General features: G+C 68.4%; 15 protein-coding genes and 3 tRNA genes. 13 read left to right on the top strand and 5 right to left on the bottom strand.

The features are described from left to right. The first annotated feature begins 37 nt into the window (after positions 1 to 37). The 11 genes from ACIQK7_RS04350 (at position 38) to ACIQK7_RS04300 (ending at position 10,689) form a co-directional block, all read left to right on the top strand. A tRNA-Ser gene (locus ACIQK7_RS04350) sits at positions 38 to 125 on the top strand. A 28-nt stretch (positions 126 to 153) separates the two neighbouring features. Then, complete coding sequence (locus tag ACIQK7_RS04345; RefSeq protein ID WP_403021674.1) at positions 154 to 1,413, top strand: LCP family protein; 1,260 nt, start codon at positions 154 to 156, stop codon at positions 1,411 to 1,413. 58 nt (positions 1,414 to 1,471) lie between these two features. Beyond that, a tRNA-Ser gene (locus ACIQK7_RS04340) sits at positions 1,472 to 1,560 on the top strand. 139 nt (positions 1,561 to 1,699) lie between these two features. Then, complete coding sequence (locus tag ACIQK7_RS04335) at positions 1,700 to 3,022, top strand: MFS transporter (RefSeq protein WP_403021672.1); 1,323 nt, start codon at positions 1,700 to 1,702, stop codon at positions 3,020 to 3,022. After that, positions 3,019 to 4,803 (top strand): glycoside hydrolase family 2 protein, encoded by a 1,785-nt coding sequence (locus tag ACIQK7_RS04330; protein ID WP_403021670.1) that lies wholly within the window; start codon positions 3,019 to 3,021, stop codon positions 4,801 to 4,803. The genes ACIQK7_RS04335 and ACIQK7_RS04330 overlap by 4 nt, the downstream gene beginning before the upstream one ends. After that, on the top strand, positions 4,803 to 5,801 hold the full coding sequence (locus tag ACIQK7_RS04325) for a DUF2804 domain-containing protein (protein ID WP_403021668.1): 999 nt from the start codon (positions 4,803 to 4,805) through the stop codon (positions 5,799 to 5,801). Before ACIQK7_RS04330 ends, ACIQK7_RS04325 begins: the two co-directional genes overlap by 1 nt. A 14-nt stretch (positions 5,802 to 5,815) precedes the next feature. Then, complete coding sequence (locus ACIQK7_RS04320) at positions 5,816 to 6,157, top strand: DUF6804 family protein (RefSeq protein ID WP_403021666.1); 342 nt, start codon at positions 5,816 to 5,818, stop codon at positions 6,155 to 6,157. Between the two features lie 107 nt (positions 6,158 to 6,264). Next, positions 6,265 to 7,413, top strand: coding sequence for an NAD(P)/FAD-dependent oxidoreductase (locus ACIQK7_RS04315; protein ID WP_403021663.1), 1,149 nt, complete (start codon positions 6,265 to 6,267; stop codon positions 7,411 to 7,413). A 164-nt stretch (positions 7,414 to 7,577) separates the two neighbouring features. Continuing rightward, positions 7,578 to 8,813: an ABC transporter substrate-binding protein gene (locus ACIQK7_RS04310; RefSeq protein ID WP_403021661.1), complete on the top strand. Its 1,236-nt coding sequence runs from the start codon at positions 7,578 to 7,580 to the stop codon at positions 8,811 to 8,813. A gap of 11 nt (positions 8,814 to 8,824) precedes the next feature. Next, the gene (locus ACIQK7_RS04305; protein WP_403021658.1) at positions 8,825 to 9,769 is read left to right on the top strand and encodes a carbohydrate ABC transporter permease; all 945 of its coding nucleotides are present in this window, start codon (positions 8,825 to 8,827) and stop codon (positions 9,767 to 9,769) included. Next, on the top strand, positions 9,769 to 10,689 hold the full coding sequence (locus tag ACIQK7_RS04300; protein WP_403021655.1) for a carbohydrate ABC transporter permease: 921 nt from the start codon (positions 9,769 to 9,771) through the stop codon (positions 10,687 to 10,689). The genes ACIQK7_RS04305 and ACIQK7_RS04300 overlap by 1 nt, the downstream gene beginning before the upstream one ends. A gap of 95 nt (positions 10,690 to 10,784) precedes the next feature. Here the strand turns inward: ACIQK7_RS04300 and ACIQK7_RS04295 are convergent, their stop codons facing one another. Together ACIQK7_RS04295 and ACIQK7_RS04290 are read right to left on the bottom strand one after the other, a co-directional pair. Next, positions 10,785 to 13,046 (bottom strand): heavy metal translocating P-type ATPase, encoded by a 2,262-nt coding sequence (locus ACIQK7_RS04295; protein WP_403021653.1) that lies wholly within the window; start codon positions 13,044 to 13,046, stop codon positions 10,785 to 10,787. Then, complete coding sequence (locus ACIQK7_RS04290) at positions 13,043 to 13,261, bottom strand: heavy-metal-associated domain-containing protein (RefSeq protein ID WP_403021650.1); 219 nt, start codon at positions 13,259 to 13,261, stop codon at positions 13,043 to 13,045. Before ACIQK7_RS04290 ends, ACIQK7_RS04295 begins: the two co-directional genes overlap by 4 nt. Here ACIQK7_RS04290 and ACIQK7_RS04285 point away from each other — a divergent pair. After that, positions 13,260 to 13,580: a metal-sensitive transcriptional regulator gene (locus ACIQK7_RS04285; protein ID WP_403021648.1), complete on the top strand. Its 321-nt coding sequence runs from the start codon at positions 13,260 to 13,262 to the stop codon at positions 13,578 to 13,580. The genes ACIQK7_RS04290 and ACIQK7_RS04285 overlap by 2 nt on opposite strands. Before the next feature lie 137 nt (positions 13,581 to 13,717). Continuing rightward, positions 13,718 to 13,790: transfer RNA gene (locus tag ACIQK7_RS04280), tRNA-Arg, on the top strand. A gap of 58 nt (positions 13,791 to 13,848) precedes the next feature. Here ACIQK7_RS04280 and ACIQK7_RS04275 read toward each other — a convergent pair. The 3 genes from ACIQK7_RS04275 to ACIQK7_RS04265 all read right to left on the bottom strand — a co-directional run bounded on the left by ACIQK7_RS04275 (position 13,849) and on the right by ACIQK7_RS04265 (position 16,141). Beyond that, entirely contained in the window at positions 13,849 to 14,124 is a 276-nt protein-coding gene (locus ACIQK7_RS04275; RefSeq protein WP_403021646.1) for an SHOCT domain-containing protein, read from the bottom strand. Between the two features lie 128 nt (positions 14,125 to 14,252). Further along, positions 14,253 to 14,918: a response regulator gene (locus ACIQK7_RS04270; RefSeq protein ID WP_403021644.1), complete on the bottom strand. Its 666-nt coding sequence runs from the start codon at positions 14,916 to 14,918 to the stop codon at positions 14,253 to 14,255. Further along, entirely contained in the window at positions 14,915 to 16,141 is a 1,227-nt protein-coding gene (locus ACIQK7_RS04265) for a sensor histidine kinase (RefSeq protein WP_403021641.1), read from the bottom strand. Before ACIQK7_RS04265 ends, ACIQK7_RS04270 begins: the two co-directional genes overlap by 4 nt. Positions 16,142 to 16,144: the final 3 nt, after the last annotated feature.

Below are 16,144 nucleotides of genomic sequence, written 5' to 3'. Positions count from 1 at the left end.
GGGCATCCGTTAGAATCGGCGGTCGGGGGAGACTCCGGGAGGGCTGTCCGAGCGGCCGATGGAGCTGGTCTTGAAAACCAGTGGGCAGAAATGTCTCGTGGGTTCGAATCCCACGCCCTCCGCCATTGCCCGAACTGCAGGAGGCGAGACAGCGTGACCCGAACGACGCCGCGTGCAGCGCCAAGCGTGATTGCACGTCACGGACGCCTGCACACTCCGGGGACGTTCGTCGGTCTCCTGAAGCTCGTGGGGGCATCCCTCGTCGTGTTGCTCATCAGCGGTCTCGCGGTCGCGGGCCTGACGGTGCAGCAGCTGCAGTCGAGCATCACCTCGGTCGCGCTTGAGGGCGAGAACGAGGCCCCGCCGCCCGCGATCGGCGAAGCCGAGGGCGGCTTCAACGTGCTCATCGTCGGCAGTGATGAGTGCGAGGCAGAGGGCGGATGTCGCGACCGCCAGGGCCGCCTCAATGACGTCAACATCCTCGTGCACGTGTCGGAGGACCACAGCAATGCGACTGCGGTCAGCTTTCCGCGCGACCTTGTCGTGCCGATTCCAGCGTGCCAGCGCGAGGACGGCGAGGGCCGCCTCCCCTCGATGTCGGCCCAGCCGATCAACGTCGCACTCTCGCACGGCGGGCTTAACTGCGTCGTCCGCACGGTCGAGGAGCTCACGGGCCTCGAGATCCCTTACGCGGCCATGACGACCTTCACGGGCGTCGTCTACATGTCGACCGCGGTCGGCGGCGTTACCGTCTGCACGACCGGCCCCATGGTCGACCGGCTCTCGGGCATCAACCTGCCGACGGCGGGCGAGCACACGCTTGTAGGCCACGACGCGCTTGCCTTCCTCCGCAGCCGCCACGGTGTCGGCGACGGCAGCGACCTCGGCCGCATTAGCTCGCAGCAGGTGTTCCTCTCGGCGCTCGCCCGCAAGGTGACGTCTGAGGGCGTGCTCGACGACCCCACCACGATCTACCGCCTCGCGAACGCCGCGACGCAGAACATGACGCTCTCCAACAGCATGACGAACGTGACGACGCTCGTGTCGATGGCGAGCGTGTTCAGGAACATGAGCCTCGACCGCATCACGTTCGTGCAGTACCCGAGCACGACTGGGCTTGGCGGCGTCTATGAGGGAAAGGTCGCGCCGATAAAGTCCGTCGCGGAGGAGCTCATGGAGAGACTCCAGAACGACGAGCCGGTCATCCCGTCCGAGACGGGCCGCGGTTCGGTCGATTCGGAGCCTGAGGTTCCCACCGATCCCGTGACGCCCGAGGTTCCGGCCGACCCCGCGACGCCCGCAGATCCGGCGACCCCCACGGACCCGGCGACGCCGGCGGCACCCGAACCGATCGAGGGTCTCCTTGGCCAGTCAGCGGCGCAAAATACGTGTGCCAAGGTCAACCGCCACTGACGCTCCCGCCCTCGAATCGGAGTCTCGGCCGCATGCCGCTATGATGGGTCGAGCAACTGGAGACGTCGCATAGTCCGGCCTAGTGCACCACCCTGCTAAGGTGGAGTCCCCGTAAGGGGACCAGGGGTTCAAATCCCCTCGTCTCCGCGCAAATCGAAACCCCCGGAACCTCATTGGTTGCCGGGGGTTTTCGCGTCCGTGCCGCTGCGCCCCGAGCATCCGCCCCTCCAATAGGATCGCTTCGATATATCCACCGGCCGGGGGCCGCACATCAGCGAGGATGCCGATGACCGAGACTGTGACCACGCCTGCCGCTGCCCGACTCGAACCGGTGGGGCCCCGCGTGTGGGCGACCGTCGTGCTCGTCGGATTCGTCGGCCAGCTCGCCTGGACCGTCGAGAACATGTACCTCAACGTGTTCGTCTACAACACGATCACGACCGACCCGACCGTCATCGCGCTCATGGTGGCTGCATCCGCTGTCGCTGCGACGCTCGCGACGATGTTCCTGGGCACGGCGTCCGACCGCGCGCGCAGGCGCAAGCCCTTCATCGCGATCGGCTACGTGCTGTGGGGCCTCACGACGGCCGCGTTCGGCCTGATCCAACCGGATGCGGGAGCACAGGCAGCCCAGGCCGTCGGCCTGGCCGTCGTCGCGGTCATCGCGCTCGACTGCATCATGACGGTGTTCGGCAGCGGCGCGAACGATGCCGCCTTCAACGCCTGGGTCACCGAGTCGACGACGAGCCGCAACCGGGGCCGGGTCGACGGTGTGCTCGCGGTGATGCCGCTCCTGTCGATGCTCGTCGTGTTCGGCGCGCTCGACGGCCTGACGCAGGCGGGGGAGTGGGGCCTGTTCTTCGGCATCGTCGGCGGATCAACGGCGGTCGTCGGCGTGGTCGCCTGGTTCCTCGTCAAGGAGCCGGCACAGATCCAGACGACGAGCGATGGCTACGTTGCATCCCTCATCCACGGTCTTCGCCCGAGTTCGGTGCGCGCGAACCCGCGCCTCTATGTGCTGCTCATCGCGACGGCCGTGCTGGGCGTGAGCACGCAGATCTTCATCCCGTACCTCATCATCTACATCCAGCGGTACCTGCTGATCGACGGGTACGCGATCGTGCTGGCGAGCGTCCTGACGGTTGCGTCAGTCGTCAGCGTGCTCGGTGGTCGCGTGATCGACCGCGTCGGCAAGGTGCGCGCGATCATCCCCGCCATCATGATCATGGCCGTCGGACTCATTGCGATGGCGCTCGTGCGCGACATGCTCTCCGTCATCGCGGCGGGCATCGTCATGATGGCGGGCTTCATGCTGACCGCGGCATCCCTCTCCGCCTCGGTGCGCGATGCGACACCCCTCGACCGCGTCGGCATGACACAGGGACTGCGGATGATCGCGCTCGTCTTGATCCCCATGGTGGTGGGCCCGTTCATCGGTGCCGCCGTCATCATCGGCGCCAACGAAACCTACATCGACCTCGGCGTCGAGAAGCAGGTGCCGACGCCGTGGATGTTCGTGGCTGCGGCCATTGTCTCAGTGCTCGTCATCATCCCGGCCCTCGTGCTGCGACGGATGCCCGAGCCGCAGTCTCGGGAGGTCGAGGCGTGACCCTGACGACGCCGTGGGGCGCCGAGCTCGACGCTGACGCGCCCCTGCCCGAGTATCCGCGGCCGCAGTTGGTGCGCGACGGATGGCTCAATCTGAATGGGCGGTGGCGTTACGCGATCACGCCCTTCGAGGCATCCGACCCGCTTGACGTTGCCGACCCGACGTCGGTGCCGGGCGAGTGGGACGGCGAGATCGTCGTGCCGTTCTCGCCCGAGACGCCGCTGTCGGGGGTCGGGCGACACCTCGGCGAGGCCGAGACGCTCTGGTACCGCCGCACGCTCGAGTTCGAGCCGGGCGAGGGGCGGGTGCTGCTGCACTTCGGGGCGGTCGACCAGTCGTGCCGGGTGAGCGTCAACGGCGTCGAGGTGGGCGGCCACACGGGCGGGTACCTGCCCTTCACGCTCGACGTGACCGAGGCGATGCGCGGCCGCGCGGAGCACGAACTCGTTGTTACCGTGCGCGACGTGAGCGACACGTCGTGGCTGTCGCGCGGTAAGCAGTCGTCGAAGCGCGGCGGCATTTGGTACACGCCGCAGTCGGGCATCTGGCAGACGGTGTGGATCGAGCGGGTGCCGCACGCCGCCGTGGACCGCCTCGTGCTCACGCCCCACCTCGACTCCGGCGAGATCGCGGTCACGGTCGAGAGCTCCCACGCACGCGAGAACGCCACGGTCGAGGTGCTCGACGGGGGAGCGGTCGTGGCGACGGCGACGATTCCCGTGAACGCGGCCACGCGCATCCGTCTCCCGCAGCCGGTGCGCGCATGGTCGCCTGAGGATCCTCACCTCTATGACGTGACGGTCACCCTCGGCGAAGACCGCGTGGGCAGCTACTTCGGGATGCGATCGTTCGGCGTCGCGAAGGATGAGCACGGGCATCCGAGGCTCACCCTCAATGGCGCGCCCTACCTGCATGTCGGCCTGCTCGACCAGGGTTACTGGCCCGACGGCGGCTACACGGCGCCGAGCGATGCGGCCCTCGAATACGACGTCGCCCTCGCGAAGCGCCTCGGCTACACGATGCTGCGCAAGCACATCAAGGTCGAGCCCCTGCGCTGGTACCACCACTGCGACCGACTCGGGATGCTCGTGTGGCAGGACGCCGTCAACGGCGGCGGCGCCTACAGTCCCGCCGTCGTGACCGCACCCGTGATCGCTTCGCCGCGCCTGCCTGACCGCTGGTATCGGGTGTTCTCCCGAGCGGATGCCCGTGGCCGCGCGCACTTCGAAGAAGAACTCGTCGACATGGTCGAGCACCTGCGCAGCGTGCCGTCGCTCGCGATGTGGGTGCCCTTCAACGAGGCGTGGGGGCAGTTCGACGCGGCGCGCATCGCCGAACTCGTGCGCACGCTCGACCCCACCCGCACGATCGACCACGCGAGCGGATGGCACGACCAGGGCGCCGGTGACTTGCGGAGTCTGCACATCTACTTCACGAAGGTGCGGGCGCCGCGCCGACCCGATGGGCGCGTGCTCGCCCTGACCGAGTATGGCGGTTACAGCCTGCCCGTCGAGGGCCACGAGTGGGGCTCGCGCGTCTTCGGCTACCGTCGCTACGACACTGCCGACAAGCTGGAGGCCGCGTTCCGCGAGCTGCACGAGCGACAGATCGAGCCCGCCATCACGCGGGGACTCGCTGCGGTCGTCTACACGCAGCTCTCGGATGTCGAGGACGAGGTCAACGGGCTCGTCACCTACGACCGTCGGGTCGTGAAACTGCCGGAGGATGCCGTACGTGCGGTCAACGACAGGCTGCGGGCCGCGGCCGGGGAAGGAAACTGATGGAACGCGAACTCACGGAGCCGGTCTCCCTCACAGGCCCAGACGGCCGTCTCAACAGGGACGCGGTCGGCTGGGCGCGCACCTCGCTCGTCGACACCTCCGGCATCGGCACGGGCAAGGCGTGGGGTCGCAACAAGCGCTGGGAGTATTGGAGCGTCACGACGCCCACCCACCTCATCGCCCTCACCGCCTCGTCGATCGACTACGCGGCTGTGCACGAGGTCTGGGTCTTCGATCGCCGCACCCTCACGGCCCGCAGCAAGAACGCGACCGTCATCCCGGCCCGCGGGGTCTCGCTTGGACCGTCGCTCGGTGACACCCCCGTGCGCGCGGTCGCCAAGGGGCTGCAGATCGAGATCGACGAGGTACCGGGCGGCACGCGGCTGCGGGGGACGATCGATGGGGCATCGTTCGACATCGTCGCCGCCAAGCCGGAGGGGCACGAATGCCTGGCGGTTGTCGTGCCGTGGAGCGACTCCCGCTTCCAGTACACGGTCAAGGATGTCGCGCGCCCCGCCAGCGGAACCCTCACGGTCGACGGGGTCGAGCATCCGCTGCCCGACGGCGAATCGTGGGCCGTGCTCGATCACGGTCGCGGCCGCTGGCCCTACGACGTGACCTGGAATTGGGGTGCCGGCTCGGGCGTCTCGAACGGCCGCACGATCGGCATCCAGGTGGGCGGCAAGTGGACCCTCGGTACGCCATCGACCGAGAATGGCGTGCAGATCGACGGGCGCATGCACAAGATCAGCACCGAACTCACCTGGGACTACACGATCGGCGACTGGCTCCGCCCCTGGCGCCTCACCGGTGGTGGGCTGGATGTCACGTTGACGCCCTTCTACGACAAGGTCAGCCGCACCAACCTCGGCATCGTCGCGGCATCCACCGACCAGGTCTTCGGGCACTGGGCGGGCAGCTTCACGACGGGGGAGGGCGAGCGCGTCGAGTTCGACGGCATCCTGGGCTTCGCGGAGCACGTGCACAACCGCTGGTAAGCGAGACTGGTCCCATGCCCGCTTCATCGCAGACCCAGCCGAACTTTCAGCGCAACGCCCTCGCCCCCGGGCTGCTCGCGGCCGTCACACTGCTCGTGTCACCGCTGTTCCTTGAGGGCACGGGGGCCATCATCATCCGCTTCATCGTGGCGATCCTTGCGCTCGTCGTGGCGTGGTTTGCGTGGCAGGCGGGGCAGTGGTGGTGGACGGCCGTCTTCGCGGTCGTCGCCGTGCTGTGGAACCCCGTCTGGCCGTTCGAGTTCTCCGGCACCTGGTGGACGGCGGCACAACCGCTCGCGGGTGCGCTCTTCATCGCGGCGGGCATCCTGATCAAGTCGGCGCGCACGACAGGTTAGCTCCGGCCAGCTCAGATTGACCGCGGCCCGACTCAGGCGCATAATCTAAAACGACAGTACTGTCGTTTTAGATCGCGCGTGATGCGCAGCAGGCACGAGGAGAAACAATGTCGAAGCAGCGGGTCGTCGTGATCGGTGCAGGTGTGCTCGGGCTGTTCACGGCTCGCGAGCTCCTCCAGCACTCGGACATCGAGGTCACGGTGCTCGATAAGGCGCACCCCGGCGACGGCTCCTCGGGCCGCTCGGTCGGCATGGTGGAGACCCAGTACTTCACGCGCCCGACCGTCGAGGTGCGAGCCTACGGCCGCGAGCACTACGCCCAGCTCGAGCAGGAGGGCCTCACCTTCACGCACGGCGGCTACCTGCGGCTTGCGCGCACCGAGGCCGACATGGAGAGCTTCCGCGAGAGCATCGCGATCCAGCGAGAGTTCGGCATCGAAGACGCCGAGATCCTCAGCGCCGACGACATCGCCACCCGCTGGCCCCAGATCATCACCGAGGGGCTCATCGGGGGCCTCCTCGGCACCTGGGACGGCTTCGTCGACGGCTTCGAGGTCTGCCAGAACCTCGCCGCGTGGGTCCGCTCGCAGGGCGGCACGGTCAAGACCGGCCAGGAGGTCACGGGCGCAAGCCGCGACGGCGACGTCTGGCGCATCACGACCGCGGCCGGCGAGTACGAGGCCGACGTCGTCGTCAACGCGGCCGGCCCCCACGCGGGCGTGATCGGCGAGATGCTCGGCGCCCCCGTCCCGCTGCTTCCCATGCTCCACGGCGCCGTCACGGTGCGCGTGCCCGAGTTCAAGACCCCCACGCCATTCGTCATGGACTACATCCCCGGCTCGGGTGTCGATGGCGTCTACTTCCGCTCGGAGGGCACCCAGCACCTCATCGCCGGCCTCCACACAGAAGAGGTCATCGGCGACGCGGTCAGCCCCGACGTGCTCCTCCGCTCGGTCGGTGACGACGTGCTCGAGCGCATCGTCGAGCTCCTCGCGGAGCGCCTCAGTAATGCCGACGACCTCGAGCTCGACCGCAGCTGGCAGGGCATCTACCCCATGACGCCCGACCACCAGCCCATCGTGGGCGCGCACCCCGCGGCATCCGGTGTCGTCTGCGCGCTCGGTGCCGGTGGCTCGGGAATCCAGCTCTCCCCGGCGATCGGCCGCCTCGCAGCCGACGCCGTGCGCGGCATCACGGAGCCCGCGTTCGAGATCGCGCCGGAGTGGGACGCGGCGCGGTTCACCGAGTCGGCGTAGCCCGGCCCCATGCGCATGTTTGGTGGCGTTGCGCACGATAGACCGTGCACAACGCCACCAAGGCTGCGCATCGCCCGCCTCTCGGTGCCGAAAACTCGCAGCCCCGCGGCAGCGTTTCGGACGTAGCATCCGTCGCAACAGGCACTCACCGCCGAGCGCCTGGGATGCGGAGGAAGCTGTGGCACATCGTGCTCGCGCTCGCCGGCGGTGTGCTGGCCGGATGCTCGAGTGGCGGCCCCGCCGAGGTGCGGTTCCACCTGAGCAAGCCGGAGGCGATCCCGTACTTTCGCGACTTGATCAGGGAATACAACGATTCCCAGGACGAGATCGAGGTCGTCTTCGACACCAGCTCGAACCTGCAGGCGGGGTTCCTCCGCGGAAACCCGCCCGACCTGGGCCTCCTCAACTACAACATGGAGATGGCGCGCTTCATGGAGCGCGGGGCGCTGAGCGACCTCGGCGACATGCCCGAGGCGGAGCGCATCCGGCCCGACGTGCAGGAGCTCGTCGACCAGTATGCGACCTACCCCGGGCGCACGAGCGTGCTGCCGTACTCGGTGATGGCGGCATCCGTCATCTACAACGTCGAGATCTTCGAGCAGCACGGCCTTGAGGTGCCGACGACGTGGGACGAGCTCATCGCGGTCTGCGACGCGCTCGAAGCGGCGGGAGTCACCCCCTTCTACGGAACGTTCAAGGAGCCGTGGTCGATCGGCCAGGGCTGGTTCGACTACTCGGTCGGCGGCATGGTCGACGTCGCGGGGTTCGTCGAGGAGATCAACGAGCTCGGCACCGAGATTGGCCCCGACTCGGAGGTGTCGTTCCAGCAGACCCTCAAGGAGCCGGCCGAGCGGATGGTGCAGCTCGCCGAGTATGCGAACCCGGATGCCGCAAGCCGCGGCTACGGCGACGGCAACCTTGCCTTCGCCCAAGGTGAGGCGGCCATGTACCTGCAGGGGCCGTGGGCGCTGGGGGAGATCGCGAAGACCGACGACCAGCTCAACCTGGGCACCTTCCCCCTGCCGATGACCGACAACCCCGACGACCTCAGGGTGCGGGTCAACATCGACCTGGCCGCGTGGATCCCGGAGGCGTCCCAACAGAAGGAGGGTGCCCGCGAGTTCCTCAGCTTCATCATGCAGCCCGAGATCATGGACGAGTACAACGCCGAGTTCCTTGGCTTCGGCACGACGACGGATGCCGCCCCGGCGACCGACGAACGCATTCTCGCCATGCAGCCCTATTACGACGAGGGGCTCTTCTATCAGGGCGTCACCAAGGCGGTGCCGTTGACCATCCCGATCGACAACCTCTTGCAGGGCCTCATCACGGGCGGCGACGTCGACTCGACGCTTCGCCGCCTCGACGAGGAGTGGGCGCGCCTCGCGCTGCGCCAGTAGGGAATGCGACGATGACGAGCGACAGCACCACCGCAATCACGACACCGGATGCCTCAAGCGGCGCCATTCGCACCCTCCGGTCGACCAAGGCGGGCCGGCGGCGTGGGGTCGACCCGGTGTACTACGCGTTCCTCCTCCCGGCGCTCATCCTCTTCACCCTCTGCATCACGCTGCCCGCCGTGATCGGCATCTTCTTCAGCCTCACCAACTCGATCGGCTTCGGCGACTGGGAGTTCATCGGCGTCACCAACTACGTGGCGGTGTTCTCCGACCCGGCGATCTGGGCCAGCTACGGCTTCACCTTCGGCTTCGCGGCTGTCACGGTGATCCTCGTCAACGTGATCGCGCTGTTCCTGGCGGTGCTGCTGGTGTCGCGCATCCGGTTCAAGACGGCGCTGCGCACGGTCTTCGTGATCCCCATGGTGATCTCGGGCATCGTCATCGCCTACGTCTTCAACTTCCTCTTCTCCAACTCGCTGCCGGAGTTCGGTGCGGCAACCGGAATCGGATGGCTCACCCAGAGCATCCTCGCCAACCCCGACCTCGCGTGGCTGGCGATCGTGATCGTCACCGCATGGCAGGCGATCCCCGGCACCCTGCTGATCTACATCGCCGGGCTGCTGTCGATCCCCGGCGACGTCTATGAGGCGGCGGACATCGATGGAGCGGGCAAGCGGCAGCAGTTCTTCCGCATCACCCTGCCACTCGTGGCCGGGTATGTGGTCATCAACGTCATCCTGGGGTTCAAGAACTACCTGAACGCCTACGACATCATCGTCGGCCTCACCAACGGCGGGCCCGGCACGGCAACCCGCTCGATCGCCATGACGATCGTGACCGGCTTCACCAGCGGTGACTACGCGTACCAGATGGCGAACGCGACGATCTTCTTCGTCATCGCGGTCGTGATCGCCCTCGCGCAACTGCGGGTGACCCGGGGAAGGAGCGTGCTCTGATGACGCAGACACAGCCCGCCGCTGCGGCGCGGGAGGCCAACGCGATCGACCCGGAGAAGCCCGGGGGAGTGCAGAACCGGCGGCGCGGAAGGGTGGGTGCCGAGCGGGTCAACTGGCCGGGCACGATCATCCTGTTCCTGTGCGCGCTCACCGTGCTCGTGCCGCTCTATGTGACGATCGCGATGTCGTTCAAGACGACGGGGCAGGCGGTCGACGGCAATGCCTTCGCCATACCCGCGCCATTCAGCGTGGATGGTTTCGTCACCGCGTGGGAACTCACCGACTTCCCGGTCGCCTTCACGGTGTCGACGCTCATCACGGTGGTGACCGTCGTCGGCACGGTCGTGCTCGCGGCCGCGGCATCCTTCGCAATCACCCGCAACTGGGAGAGGAGGCTGTTCCGCTGGTCGTTCTTCTACCTGCTGGCGGCGATGTTCCTGCCGTTCCCTGTGGTGGCGCTGCCGCAGATCCAGCTCACGGGCCTCGCGGGGCTCGATAATCCTGCCGGGGTCGCGCTGCTGCACATCATGTTCCAGCTATCGTTCAGCATCCTGCTGTTCACGGCTTTCCTGCGATCGATCCCCGATGAGCTGGAGGAGAGCGCGCGCATCGACGGGGCCACGACCTGGCAGACGTTCTGGCAGCTGATCTTCCCGCTGCTCGCACCCATGGCAGCGACGGTCGGCATCTTCGCGTTCCTCGCCTCCTGGAACGACTTCATGATGCCGTCGCTCATCATCTCCGACCCCGGCCTGCAGACGCTGCCGGTCGTGCAGAACATGTTCCAGACCCAGTTCAGCAACAACTACAACGTGTCGTTCGCGTCGTATCTGATGGCGATGGCGCCCGCGATCATCGTCTACCTCTTCACGCAGCGCTGGGTCATGGAGGGCGTCACGCAGGGCGCCGTGAAGGGCTGAGCGGATGCCGCAACACCTGCGATGTGCGGGTTCGGTGGCGGTGTGCGTGCTAGAGCATGCACACCGCCACCACACCCGCACATCGCGCGAGGCAACTAGCGCTGCGGCGTGAACCCCCGCAGCCGCAGGCTGTTGCTCACCACGAACACGCTCGAGAACGCCATCGCCGCCCCCGCGATCATGGGGTTGAGCAGCCCGAGCGCCGCGAGCGGGATCGCGGCCACGTTGTATGCGAACGCCCAGAACAGGTTGCCCTTGATGGTGCCGAGCGTCCTGCGGGAGAGCCGGATGGCATCCGCCACCGAGCGCAGGTCGCCCTGCACGAGGGTGAGGTCGCTCGCCTCGATCGCGATGTCGGTGCCGGTGCCCATCGAGAGGCCCAGGTCGGCCTGCGCCAGCGCGGGGGCGTCGTTGATGCCGTCGCCGACCATCGCGACGACGTGGCCCTCACTCTGAAGACGGGTGATGACATCCACCTTGTCGCCGGGCAGCACATCGGCGAACACCTGCTCGATGCCCACCTCGGCGCCGACCTCGCGCGCGACCGCCTCGTTGTCGCCCGTCAGCAGCACCGGCGTCAGCCCGAGCGCCTTGAGCGAGGCGATCGCCTCTGCGCTCGTCGGCTTGATCGTGTCGGCGATGACGAGCACCGCCCTGGCGGCACCGTCCCAGCCGACGGCGATTGAGGTGCGACCGGATGCCGCGGCCTCACGCTGCGCCTCCGCGAGGGTCTCATCGAGCGCGAGTCCCCAGTCGGCCAGCAGGCTCGGCCTGCCGACGACGACGGCGTGGCCGTCGACGATGCCCTGCACGCCGAGGCCCTCAACGTTCTCGAACGACTCGGGGGCGGGCAGCTCGCCCTGGGCAGACGCGGCGTCCGCGATGGCCCTGGCGATCGGATGCTCCGACGCCGCCTCGAGCGCACCGGCAAGCTTCAACACCTCTTCACGGGTGGTTGAACCGCCTGTGATCACCTCGACCAGCGACATCCGCCCCTCAGTGACGGTGCCGGTCTTGTCGAGCACGACCGTGTCGATGCGGCGGGTGGATTCGAGCATTTCAGGGCCGCGGATGATGATGCCCAGCTGGGCGCCACGCCCTGTGCCGACGAGAAGGGCGGTGGGGGTCGCGAGTCCGAGCGCGCACGGGCAGGCGATGATGAGCACGGCGACGGCCGCCGTGAAGGCGAACTCGGGGGTCGCGCCCGACAACAGCCACACGGCAAGGGTGACGGCCGCGATGACGAAGACGATGGGCACGAAGATGCCCGAGATGCGGTCGGCGAGGCGCTGCACCTCGGCCTTGCCCGACTGCGCCTGCTCCACGAGGCGCGCCATCTGGGAAAGCTGCGTGTCGGTGCCGACGCGGGTCGCGCGCACGACGAGGCGTCCGCTCACGTTGGTGGTCGCGCCGACGACCGAGTCGCCGATGCCGACCTCGACGGGAACCGATTCGCCCGTCAGCATGCTGCGATCGACGGCGGATGCCCCGGAGGTGACCACACCGTCGGTGGCGACCTTCTCACCCGGCCGCACGACGAACTCGTCGCCGACGGTGAGCTGGGCCACGGGCATCCGCTGTTCCTGTCCGTTGCGCAGGACGGCGACATCCTTGGCCCCCAGGTCGAGGAGCGAGCGCAGCGCGTCGCCGGCCCGGCGCTTTGCCCGGTGCTCGAAGTAGCGACCGGCGAGCACGAAGACGGTCACGGCGGCGGCGACCTCAAGGTAGATGTTGCCGGCGCCGGAGGTGGGCTCGAGGGTGAACTCGAAGCCGTGCGTCATGCCCGGCATTCCCGCGTGCCCGAAGAAGAGGGCGTAGAGCGACCACGCGAGGGCCGAGAAGGTGCCGACCGTGATGAGGGTGTCCATGGTGGCGGCGCCGTGGCGCAGGTTGATCCAGGTCGCCCGGTGGAATGGCGCCCCGCCCCACACGACGACGGGCGCCGTGAGGGTCAGGGAGAGCCACTGCCAGTAGGTGAACTGCCATGCGGGCACCATCGCGAGCACGACGACGGGCACGGCGAGGATCGCGCTCACGATGAGCCGGTGCTTGAGCGATGACAGCTCGCGCTCGCCGAGGTCGGCCATGTGCTCGGCGTGCGGGTCGTGCTGCTCGCGCGGGGGTGGCGGCAGTTGCGCTGTGTAGCCGGCCTTCTCGACCTCGGCGACGAGCAGCGCGGGGTCGAGCGTCTCGGGGAACCGCACGCTCGCCTTCTCCGTCGCGTAGTTGACGGATGCCTCAACGCCCTCGAGCTTGTTGAGTCGCTTCTCGACGCGGGCGGCGCACGAGGCGCACGTCATCCCCTGTACTGCGAGGTCCAGGTCGATGAGCCCGGATGTCGCGGGCTGCGGGGTCATGGCGCTGCTGGCGAGTCGCTCAGCTCGTAGCCGGCCTCGTCGATCGCCGCCGCGACGGCCTCCGCGTCGAGGGCAGATGCGCTCTCGACGGTCACGAGTCCCGAGGAGAGATCGACGTCAACCGTGCTGACGCCGTCGATCTTCGAGACTTCCTGCTTGACGGATGCGACGCAGTGCTCGCAGGTCATTCCACTCACGCTGTATTCGGTCTTCATGTGGACAACCATACCCCCAGGGGGTATAAAAGACAATGTGCATGGATATGAAGAACACAAGGAGCAGTTGCTCAAGCGCCTCCGTCGCGCGGAGGGCCAGGTTCGCGGCATCCACCGCATGATCGACGAGGACGCCTACTGCATCGACGTGCTGACGCAGGTCTCGGCCGCGACTAAGGCGCTTGAGACGGTCGCCTTGGCGCTGCTCGACGACCACCTCAAGCACTGCGTCGCCGAAGCGACCCGCGAGGGCGGGGAAGTCGCAGACCAGAAGATCGCGGAGGCATCGGCGGCGATCGCCAGGCTCGTGCGCTCGTAACCCGGCCGAGTTCCCCGAGTGGCCAAAGTTTGCGCCAAGACCCCCCCCGGGTGCCCGAAACTTTGGCCACTCGGGTGCCGGTTCGAACCTGCCCGCAGGGCCTGATATAGTCATTCAGTTGGGTTTTGACCCGACATGCGCCCGTAGCTCAATGGATAGAGCATCTGACTACGGATCAGAAGGTTAGGGGTTCGAGTCCCTTCGGGCGCACAGGCAGAGGGCCCCAGCGAGTTTCGCTGGGGCCCTTCTTCATGCTCCGGGCGCAGCGTCAGCCCTTCCTCCCGGCACGCAGCACCTCGAGGCGGCTGCGGTACTCGGTCTCGTCGATCTCGCCGCGCGCGTAGCGGTCGCCGAGCGTGTGCTCGGGTGAGCCCTGCATCCGCCACGGGCCACCGTTCTTCCTCCAGCGCCGCCCCGCCAGCGTGAACAGCAGCACGAGGAGGCCGATCCAGAAGAGGGGAATGAAGAAGAACAGCCACCCCGGCCCGCCTCCATCGGTGAACGGTCCGCCGTGCATTGCAAGGGTCGTGAGTGCGTCGGTCATCGCGTGGTCCTTTCGTCGCGGGTTCGCCTCTCGAGCCCGCGTGACAAGACTCGTCCGGCGGATGCCGCGGCGAATCGGCCCGGGGGAGGCACCTGTCGCACTCCCGACGCAGTAGGCGAGCCGCCCGACTACTCCCGGTGCGCCGGCTTCACGAGCCCGGCGTCGTAGGCGGCGATGACGAGTTGCACGCGGTCGCGCGCGCCCAGCTTGGTCATGATGCGCGACACGTGGGTCTTGGAGGTGAGGGGGCTGAGGAACAGCTCCTCGGCGATCTCAGCGTTGGTGCGGCCCTGGCCCACGAGCGCGAGCACCTCGCGTTCCCGCTCGGTGAGCACGTCGAGGGCGGCGGTGTCGACGGAGTCCTGGAGGTCGCCCGCCACGCGTTCGAGCAGGCGGCGGGTGATGCTCGGGCTCAGCAGCGCATCGCCGGCCGCGACGACGCGGATCGCCCGGATGAGTTCGACGGGTTCCGTGTCCTTGACGAGGAAGCCGCTCGCCCCGGCGCGGATCGCCCGGGTGACGTAGTCGTCCAGCTCGAAGGTCGTGAGGATGACGACGTGCGTGCCCGCGAGGGCGGGATCGGCCACGATCTGCTCGGTTGCGGCCAGCCCGTCGCCGTCGGGCATGCGGATGTCCATCAGCACGACATCGGGGGCGGTGCGCGTGACGAGGGCCACAGCATCCGTGCCCGTGGCGGCCTCGCCGACGACCGTGATGTCCGGCTCGGCGCTCAGCAGGCTGCGGAACCCGGCCCGGATGAGCTGCTGGTCGTCCGCGATCGCGACCGTGATCATGACTGCTCCTCCTCAGGTCTCGGGATGCGGGCGCGCACGCGGAAGCCGCCGCCCGGCTGCGGGCCGGCCTCGAGGGTGCCGCCCAGGAGCGTTGCGCGTTCCCGCATGCCGAGCAGGCCCCGCCCGCCGCCCGCAGTGTCGGCGGCGGTCGTGGGGGCGCCGTCGTCCACGATCTCCGCGATGTAGTGCGTGGCATTCGCTCGCACGCTCACCCGCACGTGTTTCGCCTGCGCGTGCCGCACGACGTTGGTGAGCGACTCCTGCACGATCCGGTAGAGCGCGAGCTGGATCGGCCGGGGTGCGTCGTGCTGCAGCGACTCGGGCTCCACCTCCAAGTCGATGGAGAGGCCCTGCGCCGTGACGGATGCCGCGAGTCGCTCCAGCTGCGAGAGCTCCGGCTCCGGGGCCAGCGGCGAGGCGGGGGAGCCGTCCGACCGCAGCACCCCCAGGACTGAACGAACCTCATCGAGCGCGACCCTGCTCGCCGCCTTGATCTCGGCAAGCGCCGCAGCGCCCGCCGCGGGATCGCGCTCGATGAGGTGGAGTCCCACGCCAGCCTGCACATTGATCGAGCTCAGGGAGTGGGCGAGCACGTCGTGCAGTTCGCGGGCGATGCGCACGCGTTCCGCTTCGGCCGCTGTCTGGCGGCGTTGCGCGATCGCGCGGCGATAGGCGGCCGCGCGCTCCCGTCGGGCACGCACCGCCTCGCCGATGCCCAGCACCGCCAACACCCCGAGCGTCGAGAACGCGACCCGGCTCGGAGCGAGTTCCAGAGCGAGCGAGGCGAGGAGCACGGCTGCCCACATGACTCCGGCCGAGACCCAGGCCCACACTCGGGCGTTGCGGGCGATCGCCCCGACGATCGCGAAGGCGAGGGCGACGAAGGGCGGCCCGGGTGTCTCGGGGCGAAGGAGCAGGTCAGCGATCGCAGCCGCAGTGACGAACGCGACAACCGGCCCAGGCCAGCGCCGCGCGGCGAGGAGCGCCAGGCACGCGACGACGGTGATCACGAGGGCGAGCGGCCAGTCCGCGCTCAGGGCGAATGAGGGGCTACCTGCGCGGGGGCCGGGGCCACGCCATCCGAAGAGCGCCCCGGGGACCTGGATGAGCAGCGAGATCGCGACAGGCAGCCGCAGGCGGGCGCGCGGGGATGGTCGCGGACGCGCCCCAGCCAGCTCCCACGCGTTGTCGGAGCCGCCGGCACCGAGCGGGGGCGCTGTCATGCT

Source organism: Salinibacterium sp. GXW1014, from assembly GCF_044769865.1.
Classification (GTDB): Bacteria; Actinomycetota; Actinomycetes; order Actinomycetales; family Microbacteriaceae; genus Homoserinimonas.
Note: the sequence above shows the minus strand (reverse complement) of the source record. Positions and strands in the feature narration are given on the sequence as shown.

Coding starts and splice junctions, on each gene's coding strand:
- ACIQK7_RS04335 (WP_403021672.1), top strand. CDS start 1,700: ATGACCGAGACTGTGACCACGCCTGCCGCTGCCCGACTCGAACCGGTG.
- ACIQK7_RS04315 (WP_403021663.1), top strand. CDS start 6,265: ATGTCGAAGCAGCGGGTCGTCGTGATCGGTGCAGGTGTGCTCGGGCTG.
- ACIQK7_RS04295 (WP_403021653.1), bottom strand. CDS start 13,046: ATGACCCCGCAGCCCGCGACATCCGGGCTCATCGACCTGGACCTCGCA.
- ACIQK7_RS04270 (WP_403021644.1), bottom strand. CDS start 14,918: ATGATCACGGTCGCGATCGCGGACGACCAGCAGCTCATCCGGGCCGGG.
- ACIQK7_RS04325 (WP_403021668.1), top strand. CDS start 4,803: ATGGAACGCGAACTCACGGAGCCGGTCTCCCTCACAGGCCCAGACGGC.
- ACIQK7_RS04300 (WP_403021655.1), top strand. CDS start 9,769: ATGACGCAGACACAGCCCGCCGCTGCGGCGCGGGAGGCCAACGCGATC.
- ACIQK7_RS04275 (WP_403021646.1), bottom strand. CDS start 14,124: ATGACCGACGCACTCACGACCCTTGCAATGCACGGCGGACCGTTCACC.
- ACIQK7_RS04320 (WP_403021666.1), top strand. CDS start 5,816: ATGCCCGCTTCATCGCAGACCCAGCCGAACTTTCAGCGCAACGCCCTC.
- ACIQK7_RS04310 (WP_403021661.1), top strand. CDS start 7,578: ATGCGGAGGAAGCTGTGGCACATCGTGCTCGCGCTCGCCGGCGGTGTG.
- ACIQK7_RS04265 (WP_403021641.1), bottom strand. CDS start 16,141: ATGACAGCGCCCCCGCTCGGTGCCGGCGGCTCCGACAACGCGTGGGAG.
- ACIQK7_RS04305 (WP_403021658.1), top strand. CDS start 8,825: ATGACGAGCGACAGCACCACCGCAATCACGACACCGGATGCCTCAAGC.
- ACIQK7_RS04290 (WP_403021650.1), bottom strand. CDS start 13,261: ATGAAGACCGAATACAGCGTGAGTGGAATGACCTGCGAGCACTGCGTC.
- ACIQK7_RS04285 (WP_403021648.1), top strand. CDS start 13,260: ATGTGGACAACCATACCCCCAGGGGGTATAAAAGACAATGTGCATGGA.